The sequence below is a fragment of the Marinobacter sp. 3-2 genome, assembly GCF_003751355.1.
Classification (GTDB): Bacteria; Pseudomonadota; Gammaproteobacteria; order Pseudomonadales; family Oleiphilaceae; genus Marinobacter; species Marinobacter adhaerens.
Window position 1 is genome coordinate 249367 of the sequence record NZ_RJUQ01000014.1, and the last position, 15080, is coordinate 264446.

At 47.7% G+C, this 15080-nt stretch carries 14 protein-coding genes; 12 read left to right on the plus strand and 2 right to left on the minus strand.

Annotated elements, in window-relative coordinates; translation table 11 throughout:
• The first annotated feature begins 213 nt into the window (after nt 1–213).
• The 7 genes from EDB94_RS13790 to EDB94_RS13815 all read left to right on the plus strand — a co-directional run bounded on the left by EDB94_RS13790 (nt 214) and on the right by EDB94_RS13815 (nt 9037).
• Nucleotides 214–1458, plus strand: coding sequence for a site-specific integrase (locus tag EDB94_RS13790; protein ID WP_108018857.1), 1245 nt, complete (start codon nt 214–216; stop codon nt 1456–1458).
• Nucleotides 1440–2999, plus strand: coding sequence for a tyrosine-type recombinase/integrase (locus EDB94_RS13795; protein ID WP_108018856.1), 1560 nt, complete (start codon nt 1440–1442; stop codon nt 2997–2999). Before EDB94_RS13790 ends, EDB94_RS13795 begins: the two co-directional genes overlap by 19 nt.
• A complete protein-coding gene (locus EDB94_RS13800) occupies nt 2999–5275 on the plus strand; it encodes a hypothetical protein (protein ID WP_146162215.1) in 2277 nt (758 codons plus the stop codon). The genes EDB94_RS13795 and EDB94_RS13800 overlap by 1 nt, the downstream gene beginning before the upstream one ends.
• On the plus strand, nt 5268–5783 hold the full coding sequence (locus EDB94_RS13805) for a hypothetical protein (RefSeq protein WP_146162214.1): 516 nt from the start codon (nt 5268–5270) through the stop codon (nt 5781–5783). Before EDB94_RS13800 ends, EDB94_RS13805 begins: the two co-directional genes overlap by 8 nt.
• A 6-nt stretch (nt 5784–5789) precedes the next feature.
• On the plus strand, nt 5790–6236 hold the full coding sequence (locus EDB94_RS20625) for a VPA1267 family protein (RefSeq protein WP_146162213.1): 447 nt from the start codon (nt 5790–5792) through the stop codon (nt 6234–6236).
• A complete protein-coding gene (locus tag EDB94_RS13810) occupies nt 6233–8446 on the plus strand; it encodes an ATP-dependent RecD-like DNA helicase (RefSeq protein WP_123499283.1) in 2214 nt (737 codons plus the stop codon). The genes EDB94_RS20625 and EDB94_RS13810 overlap by 4 nt, the downstream gene beginning before the upstream one ends.
• Before the next feature lie 360 nt (nt 8447–8806).
• Entirely contained in the window at nt 8807–9037 is a 231-nt protein-coding gene (locus EDB94_RS13815) for a DUF2188 domain-containing protein (RefSeq protein WP_108019630.1), read from the plus strand.
• 48 nt (nt 9038–9085) lie between these two features.
• Here EDB94_RS13815 and EDB94_RS13820 read toward each other — a convergent pair whose 3' ends face one another.
• Nucleotides 9086–9907, minus strand: coding sequence for an ImmA/IrrE family metallo-endopeptidase (locus tag EDB94_RS13820; protein ID WP_219908290.1), 822 nt, complete (start codon nt 9905–9907; stop codon nt 9086–9088).
• Entirely contained in the window at nt 9897–10223 is a 327-nt protein-coding gene (locus EDB94_RS13825) for a helix-turn-helix domain-containing protein (protein ID WP_108019634.1), read from the minus strand. The genes EDB94_RS13820 and EDB94_RS13825 overlap by 11 nt, the downstream gene beginning before the upstream one ends.
• Before the next feature lie 79 nt (nt 10224–10302).
• On the opposite strand from EDB94_RS13825, the gene EDB94_RS13830 reads away from it, so the two are divergent.
• From EDB94_RS13830 to EDB94_RS13850, 5 genes are all read left to right on the plus strand, one after another.
• Complete coding sequence (locus EDB94_RS13830; RefSeq protein ID WP_219908292.1) at nt 10303–11322, plus strand: CBASS oligonucleotide cyclase; 1020 nt, start codon at nt 10303–10305, stop codon at nt 11320–11322.
• A gap of 9 nt (nt 11323–11331) precedes the next feature.
• Nucleotides 11332–11844, plus strand: a complete 513-nt coding sequence (locus EDB94_RS13835; protein ID WP_108019636.1) for a hypothetical protein — start codon at nt 11332–11334, stop codon at nt 11842–11844.
• Entirely contained in the window at nt 11841–12773 is a 933-nt protein-coding gene (locus EDB94_RS13840; protein ID WP_108019638.1) for an AAA family ATPase, read from the plus strand. Before EDB94_RS13835 ends, EDB94_RS13840 begins: the two co-directional genes overlap by 4 nt.
• Before the next feature lie 3 nt (nt 12774–12776).
• Nucleotides 12777–13496: a DUF6602 domain-containing protein gene (locus EDB94_RS13845; RefSeq protein ID WP_108019640.1), complete on the plus strand. Its 720-nt coding sequence runs from the start codon at nt 12777–12779 to the stop codon at nt 13494–13496.
• 569 nt (nt 13497–14065) lie between these two features.
• The gene (locus EDB94_RS13850; protein WP_108019641.1) at nt 14066–14620 is read left to right on the plus strand and encodes a recombinase family protein; all 555 of its coding nucleotides are present in this window, start codon (nt 14066–14068) and stop codon (nt 14618–14620) included.
• The last annotated feature ends 460 nt before the right edge of the window (nt 14621–15080 follow it).

Sequence of the window (15080 nt, forward strand, 5' to 3'; positions counted from 1 at the left end):
TAGCTGAGAAGCTAAAGCTCTAGAAACCCCTTCAACTTCCTGGTTGAAGGGGTTTTTTTTGTGTTTTTTTGGCAGGAGGCATCAGCCCAGCGAAAGTTCTGGACTTCCGTGATAGTAGCATCTAGGCTTGCATACATCGGTAAGAAATCGTTTTTTTCTCTTTAAAGTCAGTTAGTTACAAGGAAATAAGATTTCATATTCAATGGTGAAAGTATGCATTCAGTAGCTCAAGAAGATGTACTGCCTTTCCAATTAGCTTCCACGAATATCCCCGGAAATGGTATTCGCCATATATTGCTTAACAGAAAAACCGGATTTCCAATGCCTGCTGCCTCCTTGTATGAGGTAAACCTTGCGCAAAGGTCCGGATCCTACAATACATGCCGAACTGCACTTTATGATTTGGCATATCTCTACTCTTGGGCGTTCGGAAAAGGCATTGATTTGGATGAATTATTGCTTCTCGGTCGTGGTTTATCCCGACCGCACATTAGATCTTTTTCCGCGTGGCTAAGAAACCGCAATAAAACAGATTCCGGCCAGATTCCTTTAAGCAAGAGAACTTCGATCAATGCAAAATTGAACTCGTGCTCTGCTGCCTGCGTCTGGTTCATCAATCAGTTCGCAACATCCCCAGGTATTTCTCACAGAGCGATTGAAACTCAGATACTGGCTAATTCGCAAAAGAAAGCATGGAAAGAAGCCAAACTGAAATCACCCAAGAACAATTTGGCACCTGACCTAACCGAACAAGAAATCTCAGAGATCGAAGCCTTCCTTAACCCCGAAAACCATAATCGAATAATAAACAATGACTTAGCCTTTCGGGACTATCTTTTCTGGCGAATGGCCATTGAGTTTGGTATGCGCCTGGGAGAAATTTTGGCTATGCGAATTTCTGATTGCCCTTCTCTGAACGCGCCGTATTTTCGGATCGTCAGAATTGAAGAAAGAGAGGAGCACTATCATGATCCACGACAAAAGCCGCCCAGACCGAAAACGCTTTCAAGAGACTTAGGTTTTCTCTTCGATAACACTCGTTTCCCGCACTTGGTGTCCAACTATATAACGGAGCACCGACTTCCTTGGATTTGGCGCCATGGGAAAAGGGTTCGAAAATTAATACTGCCACACAACTTCCTTATCACTGCTCAAAATGGTGCACCATTGTCCATCCGCTCTGCTCATCGCATTGCAAAAGATATCCGGGAAGGCACGGGCATCAACTTTTACTGGCATATCGCTCGCCATGCTTTTTTCAATCGACGCTATTTTGAGATCGCGGCGATTAAAAACAGAGAGGAGTACAAAGCAAAATTTGACGATCTCGTTTGGTGGGGGGGCTGGTCTGACCCTGACAGTCTTGGTCAATACACTCGCAGGGCCCGTGCTGATCGCGCGCGAGCCCCTCTCAGAATCTTGCAGAATGGAGCCAGGGAATGGATAGCTCTGAACTGACTGAAAACTTCGAAACCGGTCTTTTTGAAACCGTGGACGGGCGGAAATTTATTGCTTGCGATTTCAATCCTCCGGAGGTCATTTGGATTGAGGTTAGTTCAAAAATCTGGAGCGCAACCTATCAAGGAGCTCGTCGAACGCTCAACTGGGGAAAGTTAGATCTTCCCACAACCATCACCAAGCCTCTCAAACATATCCTTTTAAGGCGAATAAAACACCGCTCGCCTCATTATCTATCTAAGGTAGGCTCCACACTAAAGAGTATTAAAGATCGATCATCTAAAATGGAAATAAATCTTAGTAGGGGTTTCGGGGAAATTGGAATTAACGAATGGCGAAAGTTATGGGAGGACATATCTTCTTCAGATCGAAGTACCATCCGAGACTTATATATGGAACTCGCTCAAGAAAATTTGGGGGAAGCGAACTACCTCATTGCCAATGAAATGCAAACATGGAAGTCACGTAATGAAGTTCAAATACTTCAATATGTAATGCACTGGAATCCCAAGACAGGTGCTTTTGTTTCAGCTGAGTGGGAAGTGCTATCACAAGAGTTAAATCTCGAATACCCGGGCGAACCAGATGAAGACTGCGCTACGCGTATTTTCTGCAGAATTCTAAGCGAAACGTTAAAACGTCCTAGCCAGATTCTTTCAATGAAAAAGGATGCACTCTGGATCATTCCCTCTAGCGAGGAAGGTTTGCCTACAGAGTATCTTCTGCGCATACCAAAAGCTAAAGGCCAGTCCGGACAAGCTCCCGGCACTTGGCAAATCTCAGAAAAGCTTGGTAAGGACATCTTAGCGTATTCTGAGCGCCGTCAAATTCGGGAAACTCAAGAAGAAGTAGATCGGCTGATTGTCATGCCAAGCAGCCGATCTAAACGGCCATTATGGATTGAACATGGTCAAGTGGATGCAGCAACGGCCAAACAACATGTAAAGGATTGGGCAAATCGGCGCAGAATTATTAGCCCGCGAACACTGGAACAACTGCATGTCACGCCGTACAGGTTTCGTCATACAGGTGGCATCACATTAGCACTCCAGGGCATCCCACGAGAGCTCATACAAGAAATTATGGAGCATGACTCGCCCTACTCCGCCGATGCTTATATCAAAGCGGTTGGGGCGGATTTGATGCCTGTCCTGGAACGCTCAACAGGTCGAGGGATAGGGGAAGTCTTCTTGGCTCTGAACAAAGCCTATTTTTTTAAAGGCTCGATAACTGAAGACGTCGGCAAGCGTCCTATTATCATTCCTACCGTTTCGGAATCTCTCGCTCCTGCCGTAGTAGGAAGTTGCGGAAAAAATGGCACATGCAACAAGCATCCACTGTGGGCCTGTTACAACGGATGCCCACACTTTTTGGCCTGGCGTGAGGCCGACCATCAAAGAGCTCTTCAATACATAGAAGGAGAGTTGAAAGAGTGGCGTCAAGCCGAAGGCGGCAAAGAGAGAAGTAAGCTCGAAAAAGACTTTGATCGAGTCGGTGCAGCGATCAACGACGTTATACGTTGCATAGCGGAGACAAAATAGTGGCCATGTCTAGCAATCCTGCAAGTGGGCTCACGCACGAGCTGTCTACCTTGGGTGTGAGCAATGCGTTTATCGATATTTGCGACGAATTATTGACCGCCCTTCCATCATCAGTGAAGTTGGAAGATGATATTTGGAATATCGTCGAGTGGATGCTCAGCCCTGGCAATTCAACCGTTAATAATCTCTATTTTTCGCCCATAGTAAATAATGAACTGAGGCTCATAACGAAATTATGGATTCTCGATGGCAGAAAAAAAAGAGCCTGGAATTCAAGTGCCTGCCAAGGATATCACCGTTCGATAAGACCGCTTGATCGTGTCCTTTGCGCTCGGTCTATATTGACTTTGAAAACTTCTGATTTTCAGCAAGTTGAACGGGAACTAGCAGCAACTTATGCAATCCAAACGGCTTTTCGCCGTTCAGGAGCACTACAACAGTTTTCAAAGTTTCTTTGTCGAAATTTTGGTCTTCGTCTCAACTACAGCAGCAAGCTTAAAAACCCTATCGTTCATGGCCGCTATGGAACGGAGGAGGGTCGATACGAAAAATTAATTGCGAATGAGGTGCTCGGCGATCTGTTGCGGTCAATAACAAACCCGGGACTTTCAGATAAAGATCGCTTTTATCTTTCTGTTTTTACCATCATGTTGGCAACCGGCTTCCGAGTAACGGAGGTTGCCACCTTGCCGGCAGAATGCATGCTACGAGTGGATAACGGTTTGCACATTCTGCATTACCCTCGAAAAGATGGCTGTCCGGTTCCCCGACCTGTTCATCCGTGTATGACAGAAGTAGTTGAAGACGCAATAAGCAATTTACTTGAGATGACTAAGACCGCTCGACAGGCAGCTACGGACGCCGTCTCAGGAAAGGCTATAGACTTTTCGAGCATAACCAAAAACAACGAAGCATTCCGTTATTTCGTTGGTCGTTGGGCAAATCAATGGACAGCGCAGCCCGAGCACCTAATGATCAATCCTGACGGTGCTTGGTGGAATAAGGGGCAATGTTTTGTCGACGTTTTAGGAGAAGTGGAAAAAGCCGGAAGCAAGTCACAGGCCGCTCGCAATCTACGAATGAGCCGGAACACTTTGAATGATTTGGAAGAAGATCAGAAGGCTGCTCAAAGAGGTGAATTGCCCCGTGTTAAAAACAGTAAGGCAAAAGGCGCAATACGCACCAGTTGGGATACAGACAACCGGGTTCTCTCTTTTAGGCAGCTGGAAAAGCAATGGGGGATTGAGCTCAAGACAAATGCAAGATCCGTAGTAAAAGACATCATTGAAGCAGCGCAAGCGGCTCAATTACAAGGAACGATCTACCCCGCCCCGCCTAGTGAAGATGCTTTTGAAGAAAAAGGTATTCTGGAAACAGTGAGAGCAGCCGATGTGCATGGAGACATCCGCTCTGCCTCAATTAACTCCAAATCAACGGAGGATTATTCACGCCCTCTATTGCGTGACAAAAACGGTCGGGGATTTTTGTATCCGCATGAAGCTCTGTTAGTCACCGAAAAGTACGCGCTTTCCGATGCCTTCACGACCAGGACAGGACAATTTTCAACAATTACCTCCGGACAAATCATGCGTTGGTTATGCGGAGAAAGCCGGTCCGCAGGCACTGGTAATGCAGAAGATAGTGTTTTTAGCCGCTTAAACATCACAGATTCAAGAACTGGGGAAGTCGCAAAATTTACCTCCCATGACATTCGCCATTGGCTGAATACGGTCTATCAGAATGGCGGTCTTACTGAAGACCAGATCGCACTGATCTTTAATCGCAAATACCGAAACCAGAATGCCACCTATGACCAGACCAGCAACAAGGTCCGAACCGAGCGCATGAAGCAAGCCATTCGTGACGGGTTGGCTGTTGGCCGAGTAAGTGAAACATATAACATCCTGTGTGAATTTTCCCGGGAAGATGCTGAAAACTATCTCTCAGCAGTGACGAGAATGGTCAATCCGATGCCCCATGGGGTATGCATGCTCGACTGGAGCACTAACCCCTGTCCTCACCATCTGAGTTGTTTTAGCTGTGAGAGCGACAAACCAGGTCCGTGCGAGCATCTTGTCATCGATTCTCGGAATGAAGATCACGTAAATGAGATTAGGCAAATGAGCAAAGAAGCGAATCTCATTATTAGCGCGATTGAATTACAGGGTTTTAACGAATCTCCTCAGATTGACCATTTCAGACGAATTCAATCAAACACCAATGCAATGCTAAAACGGATTGACGTAATTCAGTTGGATGGCTGCGCCGATGAATGACAAAAACAAGCGTAATCGGCCACCCAAACAGCTTCGAGGTAAAAAGCTGGATGAGCGAATTGAAATAGTGATCAAAGAGCTTGCTGAAAAGTCTGAAGCAGAAGGTCGGAAATACGTATTTAACGCGAGCCAGGTCGCCAGGTCAGTTCCAACAACTCGCAGGACAATTGATCGCAGAAGCTCGTTAGTTGACGAGATACTGGACGAATTAAACTCCAGACGGCGCATGGTTACCGGCAGCGCAACTATCGAACAGCTAAGAGATCAACTTGCCCGCTTGAAAGCGCAAATCTCTGAACGTGATCTACAGATCAATGCTCTGCGCTCCCACCATATCGATATCTATGAACGATTCCATGACCACTCACTTCAAGCAGAACTTCTTATCAGCCCGATCTTGGAGCAAGAGGCCAATGAGGCGGGGTATTGTTTTTTCTGTGGGAGTGAATCTGACTCATTCGTCAGAAAAAGCAATGTCGTTCCGTTCAACCACAAACACAAAGATTAACTGACCATGGGGAATGGAAAAACATTCGGAGCAGCGAACCTAGCAGCATTCCATGAATGGAGCCAAAGTCGCACGGAAAAGGGTGACTGGGATAAGTTTATTCGCCGCGGCATCCTAAATCGAACGAAGATTGCCAACGACTGCAACTTTGGCAAGGCAGTATTCGGGCAAAATCCAAGTGTGTCTCGGGCATTGGAAGCTCTGGAAACACAATTACGAAAAGAGAGAGTGCTTCCGCCTCTTACACAAAATCCATCTAAATCAGAGAGAGCTTTTTCTTCAATAGCCGCAAGATCGACAGAAAGTGCTTCTCATCTTGAGAGGCGAGTCAAAACACTTGAGGAACGCTGTGCTGCTCAACAGGCTGAGATCCTAAAGCTGCATCAAAAGCTTCGTCGATACCAGCACCTGGACGATCATCTGGGAGAGACCGGCAGGCTTCTCCCATCATGACCAGTCTCAGCGTGTGTTTGGTTATTACAGATGTCTCAAGCCGAGGAAGGAACGGCGGCGCAATCGTCACTGGCCTTAGTGAGTCAGGTGAGAGATATGGCGTTATCTTGGACTATCACCTGTTGTCCGACAGCACATTGATAGATAGAGGTCAGCGATGGCAGGCGGAAGGCACGGAAGAAATCTGGAGCGGAACGGTTCGGGGGCGACTGGTTAAGCGGCGTCAGATCAGAGCAAAGAAAGCACGGCTCTTAAAGCCCGGGGGACAAAATATTATCCATTGGATTTCACGCTCTCCCGATTGTGCAGGGATCGGGTTGATAAAGGCAAAGGCCTTATGGAATGTCTTCGGCGATTCACTTGCGGCGCTTATTGAAAGTCGAGACATTGATGCTCTCACCTCAATTCTTACATCAGATTCGGCCGAAATTATCTGCAACGCGTTCAAAAAACATCAGACATTGGAGAGTCTAATGTGGCTGGATCAAATAGGGATACCACAAAGAATCGGGCTAAAAGTTGTAGATTATTACCAGGATCGCCTGGAAGCGGAAATCAAACAGAACCCGTATGTGCTTCTCGCGTTTGAAGGAAAGTGGAAGGTCATCGATGCGTTTGCACGAGAGAGGCTGGGCATACCCTGTGATGACCCGAGACGCCTGGAGGCCGCAGTAGAAGAGCAACTATACCGGGGGCTGTCACAGGGACACACTTGCCTGCCAAAGGCCGTGTTAATCCAAGGTGCTCGCCGCTTGGTAAGCGAAAACCTAAAAGACACCCTAAAGAGCGAAAACCAGCGCTGGCATCGGTTTGAAGACACTTTTCAGGCTAGCGGGCCTTACGCAATTGAAAAATTTATCAGTGACCGTCTTGTTAGACTCGCAACCGGCGAGAGCAGTAGCTATCAACAGCCGCTTTTTGACACCTGCAAATCCCACAAAACGCTCATCGAAGAGGCGCTAAAACAATTTCAGTCTCAGCAAGGCTTCGAATTAACTGTCGAACAAAAGCAAGCAGTTGTCACGAGCGCCAGCTTCAACATCAGCTTGATTCTGGACGACGCTGGCTGTGGCAAGCCCACAGTTCTCAAAGCCCTGTATTTTGTATTAGAGGAGCTTTACAGCGAAGTCGCGATTTTTCAGGTAGCTCTCGCTGGACTAGCGGCGCAAAGAATGGCCGAAGCAACTGGCCGTGACGCGTATTCCCTAGCCGGTTTGCTAGCCGGCGCACTGCCTGAAACCCTCCCCGCAAATTCGGTCGTTGTCTGTGACGAAATGTCTATGGTCGACACCCTGATTTTCTATCGATTTCTTAGATGGCTCCCTCAAGGCTGTCGATTGATCCTAATTGGAGATCCCGCCAAGTTGCCACCGATTGGTCCGGGACTTGTTCTACACGTTCTCCAAGGGAATCCACGTATTCCCCAAACTACATTGAAAATCACTAAACGCCAGCATGAAAACCCGGGGATTCCCTCTGTCGCGAGCAAGGTCCGAGATCATCAAGTTCCGGAATTCATTCCCTACAAGGGCTTCGGCCAAGGGGTTTCATTCGTTCGATGCAACGACTCTGACCTAAACCAAGCCGTCTGGCTGGTTTATAGACAAATTGGCGGCACCGCTGAAGACTTTTCCGTTCAAATTTTATGTCCAACTAGAGGTGGTTTGGGGGGCGCACAACAAATAAACCAGATTTGGCATGATGGCTACAGAAGAGAATCAGAGAAGATTCACTGCTTTGATCTATACGAAGGAAACGGAGTCGTGCCAGCGGCAACATCGCTATCCGCCACTCTACGTGTTGGTGATCTAGTGATGTTTACAGAAAACAATCACGAACTTGGTCTTCGAAACGGCAGCCTTGGAAAAATTGTAGAGGCGTTGAGGGTCAGGGATGCCCGGTCTGAGTGCTGCACAATCGAATGGGAGGATGGACGCAAGACATCTCTGACGACTAAGCATGTGAACAGTCTTACACATGCCTACGGTCTCACTATTCACAAATCACATGGTAGCCAGTTCAATAGGGTTATCATTCCAATCCGCCAAAGTCGACTTCTGAATCAAGCACTTATTTACACAGCGTTGGCAAGCGGTGTTAGCCAAGTCGTCTTTGTCGGGGACGAAGCCGCCACAATAGCGGCGATCACCAAACCTTCCATCGCTGGCAAAAGATACGTCGGATTACGTCAGTTGCTCCAGCGGTTCTGAGGCATGCGGCTTACGCCGGACGCTCAAGACAAAGATGATGCTGGCGAGTTATTTGATCCGAAGGATCAGGGCTCAACGCCGGCAAGGACGCCAGGTAAACGCGCCACCTGCCCAGTGGTGTGACGTGGTAGGGAGAGGCTTGGCTTCGTTCTCTGTCTCAAATCCCTTTCGAAATAACTTCAGATTATGCGCAGTGACCGTAAACATCCCCATTTAAGTCGCCTCGCCGATTTTAGGGGAGGTCACGAATTGGGAGGACATTCATATTTGTAGGTTTCGGCGAATTCGTTGTATATTTTTTGTGCATCCTGAAAGCCCAATGAAGTAGAATGCTAATCCCCCCAACAGGAGCCTGAGACCATGTCCGAGGATGATTACAATGTGTATCAAGGCGATGACGGAAAGTGGCGCGGGAAGCGTCAAAGTGCGTCTAGAGCCAGTGTGACTGCTGAGACACAAAAGGAAGCCTTTGAAGCAACCCGAGAGTTGGCGAAAAAGGCCAAGTCTGAAGTCGCTATACATCGGGGGGATAATAAAAAAATCCGAGCAAAACATAGTTATGGGAACGACCCGAAGGATACCGAAGGTTGATTGGGGTACAGAGATGTAAATTCGGAATGCCTAACATTGCAAAGCTTGTTAAAACTGGACTACTGATATGGTGAAGTCATAACTATCTGAAAAAATGACCATTTCCTCACATGGATCAGTGTGCCAAACACCCTCGCCAATGGCGACCGGGGCTCTTCGATCGACTCCCGAAAACGATCCACTTGCCAGTGATCCAGTTGGTACCGGTATTGGGGGCCAGCCTGAGGTTTTATAGTAAATGCCGGCTTTATAGGCCGATGGGCTGGATCGCGCCCACAAAATGAGGCCCTCGCGTGCTACAACCAGCAACGCTTGACGCTCCGTAAACTGAATCCATCGAAGCGTTGCAGCGATCAGCGAAACCGAGTATCGATCGGCGCAATGACTGATTTCATCAAAAGAGACCTTAGCCTTCGCGGCGATTTGCGCTCTGAAATCATCAAGTGGCATTAAAAGATTGGCAGCAAATACATTAGCTTGTTGTTCTATTATTCCATACTCCGAATCCCACTTGACCATATCCTGTTCACCGCATTGGATGCCATCCGGATAATCATTTCTGTGCAGAAGGTAGTGGCCAAATTCGTGCGCAAGTGTGAAATTGATACGCCCTGGTGAGTCCATCGAGTTGTTGTAAATGATGCCCCATCCTTTTTTCCCGGGCGGAGCTGCAAACAGTCCGCCCTCAAACTTGGGTAGGTCACCGCCTTTTACCAACGTGATTGGATCATCAGGATAAAGGTCGTGCGAAAAATCCTTGGCAAGAGTTTTTACATCAACTGGGAATCGAGTTTCCACTGACTGAACAGTATTTAGTATATGGGTTAATCGAAATGCCCATTTTTGCGGTGTTAAATTTTCACTGGCCATCATCATCCCAGAGATCAACGAAGGATCGTATTTTCGCCTTGGTTTTCTCATCCATTTGCTGATACTTGCGATAAAAGCGAGCATCTGAAGCATCTTCTACAGTAATACTCGCCTCTGGATCCATCAAGTACTCAATGGTCACGCCCAGCCTCTCTGCAATTTTCGAAATTTTTTCGGCGGATGGACGTGGCGGGGCTTTGTTTTCGAGCTCCCAAATATAGCTCTTACTGGAGCCTGTAAGTTCTGCAAGCTTATCGAGCGTATAGCCCTTCTCTTCTCTCAATTCTTTGATTTTCGTGCCAAGCGTGGTCGGCATGTGCAGCCACCTCTAATTGTAGTTGGAACCAGAAGTTCGGAGTTCCGGTATATTTTAGCCTTGACAACCGGAAATTGCCATGATGAAATTAGTTCAGAATACCGAACGGAAAGTTTCTCTATTGAGGTACGTCATGTCTCGAAACCACGTGGATCACAAAGATTTGGCTCGGTTTGCTCAAGAGAAAGTCAATCTCCCCAAAGCTAAAGCCGATGAATACAGAGCGCAGGCCCGACGGCTCAGAGAGAAACTCAATGGTTACTTGGGGGAACACCCTGACTTCACGCTAAGAAAAATGCTGATTTCCGGTAGTTTGGCAAAGGGGACAGCTTTGAGGTCTCTGAATGATATTGACGTCGCCTGTTACGTGAGTGGCACTAATGCTCCATCGGACATTCCCAAGCTTCTTGAGTACCTCGCTGAGAAACTGCGAAAAGCCTTCCCCAACTTTTCACCTGACCAGGTGAAGCCGCAGACATACAGCATCACGATTTCGTTTCGAGGTTCCGGCCTCGATGTCGACATAGTCCCCATACTCTACTTTGGGGATGAGAATTGGTATGGCGATCTCATTAGTCAAGATGACGGGTCATTCTTGAAAACCAGTATTCCTAGGCATCTGGAGTTTGCTCAAAAGCGCAAAGATGCTCAGCCCCAACATTTCACTCAAGTTGTCAGATTGATTAAGTTCTGGGCAAAGAAGGAGAAGCGGGAGCGCAATGGGTTCCGGTTCAAGTCTTTCATGATCGAAATGATCCTGGCCAAGCTCGTCGATGAGGGCACGGATCTCTCCAATTATCCAGAAGCGTTGCAGAGTTTTTTTACCTACATTGCGATGACTGGTATGCGCAAAGAGATCATCTTCAGTGACTACTATCCGAAAAGCGATGTCGGAATAATCCAGTCACCGATAAAGATCATTGATCCGGTCAATCCAGAAAACAATGTCGCAAGGCTTTACAACGAACATCAAGCTGACCTGATCGTTGATGCAGCTCTTGAAGCCGGCGATGCCATTGACGCTGCGCTCACGGCGACTACGAAACAAGACACGATGTACTACTGGCAAAAAGTTTTTGGTTCTTCTTTCCAAATGTGAGGTTCGATCATGAGCTCAAGCTTTACGATTACTGAGTCTTCAAGTTTTACGGTCACTCACGCGAAGCATATTGCGGCCAAAGTGGCTACGGACCTAAAGCGCATCCAAAGGTTTTATGGTCGCCCTAGTGACCTGAAAATTGATCGCTTTGAGACGGAGATAGTCGAACTACTAAAACGTGGGTTTATAAGCAAGGTTACATACGGCTTCCAAGACAACGGAAACTGGGTTGAGCCAACGCTCGTTTACACAGCAAGCGACATGGCCCTGAGCAAAAACGATGATCCCGGACGAGTGAGACCCGGAAGAGATGTTACCGGTCTTACATTCTGTTCCTTTTTGGAGTACTCACAGGCCTGGCTTCAACTTTCTGAAGCTGAGCAGAGTGAGTTTGAAAAAGGGCTTCCATTCGAAAGAACTTCGGGAATCTCCCCGGGGATTTCGGGTTATCTAGAAAACGATCTCGGATACACATCCGGGGGTAAATCCCTGTCACGTGCGAGCGTAAGGAGTTTGACATGAACGGCACTACTGATCGAGCTGAGCTTTTTGAGCGGAGTGTTTCCTTCCCCGACTTTGAAGCACGTGACCGACTTCAAAGGCTCATCGGGCTCGATCATCAGAAGGATCGTCTGTCAAAGACATTGGGGCTGCTAGTCAATGAGTCAGCTTTGTCGCGTTGGGCAGACAAGTTCCACAAAGAAGCCGACCAGGTTTTGGATGTAGTTCTCCGCCGCCCGCCATTGGTAGTCCTGGCAGGTGATGTCGGATCAGGAAAGACGGAGTTAGCCGAGACGATTGGCGATACTGTCGCTCGCCAAGAGGACATCGACATTCAACTCTTTCCGCTTAGCCTGTCTACAAGAGGTCAAGGACGAGTTGGAGAAATGACCCAACTAATATCTAGCGCGTTTGAGTATGTAGTCGAAGAAGGGCGACGGCTGAAGTCTGAGTCAGGTAGCGCAAGAGGTGGAATTATATTATTAGTTGATGAGGCTGATGCTCTTGCCCAGTCGCGAGAAAACTCACAAATGCACCATGAGGATAAGGCGGGTGTAAACGCCTTTATTCGAGGGATTGACAGGGTCGCCACAGGACGTTTGCCTGTGGCGGTAGTGATGTGTACAAACCGTTTAGGTGCACTAGATCCAGCCATAAAGCGTCGTTGCGCAGAGATCCTTTCGTTCTCTCGACCAGACGAGAACCAACGCTTTAGCGCACTGAAAGGTCCTTTATCCGAGTTGGGGTTTCAAGCTGGAGATATCCAGAAACTGGTTCAAATTACGGGTCCATGTGAAGGGCGCGATTTTGGCTATACTTTTTCGGACCTGACCCAGCGCCTCATACCCTCAATAGTCTTAGATGCCTATCCCAACTCTGCCGTTTCGCCGAGTCGCGCTCTTGAAGTCGCCAGACTGACCATCCCCACTTCCCCCTTCAGAGATGAGTGAACAATGACCAAATGGTCCTTACCCGATTTGTTGGCCAATATCCATCGTGATGTGGAGACGAGACTTTCCATTGTTCGTTCCGCTTTTGCCCACCCTGGAACCAAAGGTGATGGAACCGAAAATATCTGGCTTGAAATACTGGAGACGTACCTACCCAAGAGGTATCAAGTCAGTAAAGCTCATGTCGTAGACAGCAAGGGTGAATTTAGCGATCAAATCGACGTAGTCGTTTACGATCGCCAATATTCGCCATTCGTTTTTGTTTACGAAAAGCAGCTGTTTGTTCCAGCGGAGAGTGTCTATGCCGTCTTTGAAGCAAAGCAATCTGTTGATGCAGGTGTAATCAAGTACGCCCAAGATAAGATTGAAAGCGTCAGAAGACTACACAGAACCAGTCTGCCGATACCACATGCAGGCGGCACATACGACCCTAAGCCCCTCATTCCTATCATCGGGGGCGTTCTTTCCCTGGAAAGTGAATGGAATCCAGCGATGGGTGAATCCCTTAGAAATAAACTTTTTGCAAATAGGAACGATGGATTAATCAATATCGGGTGCATTGCGAACCATGGCTATTTCATTTTCGATAAGGAAAATGAGGACTTTGAATTTCTTATCAGTAAGAAAGCATCGACAGCCTTCTTGTTGAGACTAATCTCAATTCTCCAATTTAGTGGCACTGTCCCTATGATCGACGTAGATGCCTACGCAAAATGGCTTTAGATCCATCGATTGCGGCTGATGCCGCGCGCCGCCCGCCGTGGGCGGGTTCACCATAAAGGATTTCTTATGCGCAGTAGGTGTAGTTTCCTTGAGTCGGAGTAGGACCATTTCCGAGATTCAATGTGGCCTACCGGATGCCTTCAGCCTTGATGCCAATCAATGAATCACTGACCAGTCTGCCACCCCTGATCTTTTTAACCAATTGCGATTTCTATCGCGGTGACATGCTACCCAGCTAAAAACTTTCTATAGTTTATACGGTTTCGTCGTCATCCAATTTTGCAAAATACGAGCTTTTCTAGGTGTCGTTTTCAGAAGATGATTGCACGGACTATCAGTAGTCAGCTGCACTGAGTACTCAAGCCTTTATGTCACGATGACGATCCGAAAGTTTTAGCTCTACGATAAGTGTCCATTCAATTCAGGCGGCATCATTAGTCACAATAGAGTACACCCAAAAGAAGCGGAATAATGTGACACACTTAAATGTCACTATAGGGTTACTAAACACGGATTGTGACAGTATCATGGCTACAGCCACCCTAATGTTACAATTTGACGGAAAAACCATGTCTCGTATCGGATATGCTCGTGTTAGCAGTGCCAGTCAGGATTTAGACATTCAAATCGGCAAACTGACTGCCGCAGGCTGTGAGGTCATTCGATCTGAAACCGGATCAGGCGCGTCACGCGATGGACGAACTGAGCTGAGCACCGTGCTGGAGTTCCTGCGTTCAGGTGATGAGCTTGTTGTTCACCGACTCGACCGTCTTGGTCGCTCCACACGCGATGTACTGAACTTGGTTCACGAGCTGGATATCCGAGGTGCGTCGTTGCGAATTCTTGAGCCGGATATTACGACTAAAGGTGAAATGGGCCGTATGGTTATCACTGTTCTCGGCATGGTCGCAGACATGGAACTGAAGTTTATCAAGGATCGGCAACGTGCCGGGATTGAAATGGCGAAGGGTAAAGGCATCTACAAGGGCCGCCGTAAAACCGTTGACGACGCTGAAATTCAGCGTTGCATAGCGAGTGGGCTCTCGAAGGCCCAGGTTGCTCGCGATTTGGGTGTGTCACGGATGACGGTCTATCGAGCGATACAAAAGTCGACCTCAACCTGACTGTAGCTATTTAAGTGTGATGCGAGCCGGCTGTAGGGCGTGGAAATGGTTGAAGGGTCTCTTCTTCACGTATTCATTCAGCCGCCGTGTCATGTGGAAGCCGTCCACCATTTGCGATAGTTGGCGCTTGAACGTGGTGTTGCAAGCACGGCAAGTGTATAGGCGTCGGAACACCCAAATGGTGACTCGCTTGTTGTCCAGCACTTGGTATTCCGGCAGGTTCAGGATGTTACAGGACATTTCAACCACGACTTTATTTGGATGTAGTCCTCCGGCAGGCCCATTCGATTCGGCGTTGGGATTGATTTTTTCACGCAACAAACTTAGAGAAACGAGAGAGCGCTTTTTTGTAAAAAGCGAACATTCGCCGAACCTCAAATTTTTGGCTTTTATCCCCCGAGTTGCCCAAAAAACGCCCCTGCATGCAGCCCCATCCCAGAGGAATCATCGTGGTAACCGG

Bases quoted from the DNA above. Each gene is read 5' to 3' on its own strand.
- EDB94_RS13790 (WP_108018857.1), top strand. From the start codon at position 214: ATGCATTCAGTAGCTCAAGAAGATGTACTGCCTTTCCAATTAGCTTCC.
- EDB94_RS13795 (WP_108018856.1), top strand. From the start codon at position 1,440: ATGGATAGCTCTGAACTGACTGAAAACTTCGAAACCGGTCTTTTTGAA.
- EDB94_RS13805 (WP_146162214.1), top strand. From the start codon at position 5,268: ATGAATGACAAAAACAAGCGTAATCGGCCACCCAAACAGCTTCGAGGT.
- EDB94_RS20625 (WP_146162213.1), top strand. From the start codon at position 5,790: ATGGGGAATGGAAAAACATTCGGAGCAGCGAACCTAGCAGCATTCCAT.
- EDB94_RS13810 (WP_123499283.1), top strand. From the start codon at position 6,233: ATGACCAGTCTCAGCGTGTGTTTGGTTATTACAGATGTCTCAAGCCGA.
- EDB94_RS13815 (WP_108019630.1), top strand. From the start codon at position 8,807: ATGTCCGAGGATGATTACAATGTGTATCAAGGCGATGACGGAAAGTGG.
- EDB94_RS13820 (WP_219908290.1), bottom strand. From the start codon at position 9,907: ATGGCCAGTGAAAATTTAACACCGCAAAAATGGGCATTTCGATTAACC.
- EDB94_RS13825 (WP_108019634.1), bottom strand. From the start codon at position 10,223: ATGCCGACCACGCTTGGCACGAAAATCAAAGAATTGAGAGAAGAGAAG.
- EDB94_RS13830 (WP_219908292.1), top strand. From the start codon at position 10,303: ATGATGAAATTAGTTCAGAATACCGAACGGAAAGTTTCTCTATTGAGG.
- EDB94_RS13835 (WP_108019636.1), top strand. From the start codon at position 11,332: ATGAGCTCAAGCTTTACGATTACTGAGTCTTCAAGTTTTACGGTCACT.
- EDB94_RS13840 (WP_108019638.1), top strand. From the start codon at position 11,841: ATGAACGGCACTACTGATCGAGCTGAGCTTTTTGAGCGGAGTGTTTCC.
- EDB94_RS13845 (WP_108019640.1), top strand. From the start codon at position 12,777: ATGACCAAATGGTCCTTACCCGATTTGTTGGCCAATATCCATCGTGAT.
- EDB94_RS13850 (WP_108019641.1), top strand. From the start codon at position 14,066: ATGTCTCGTATCGGATATGCTCGTGTTAGCAGTGCCAGTCAGGATTTA.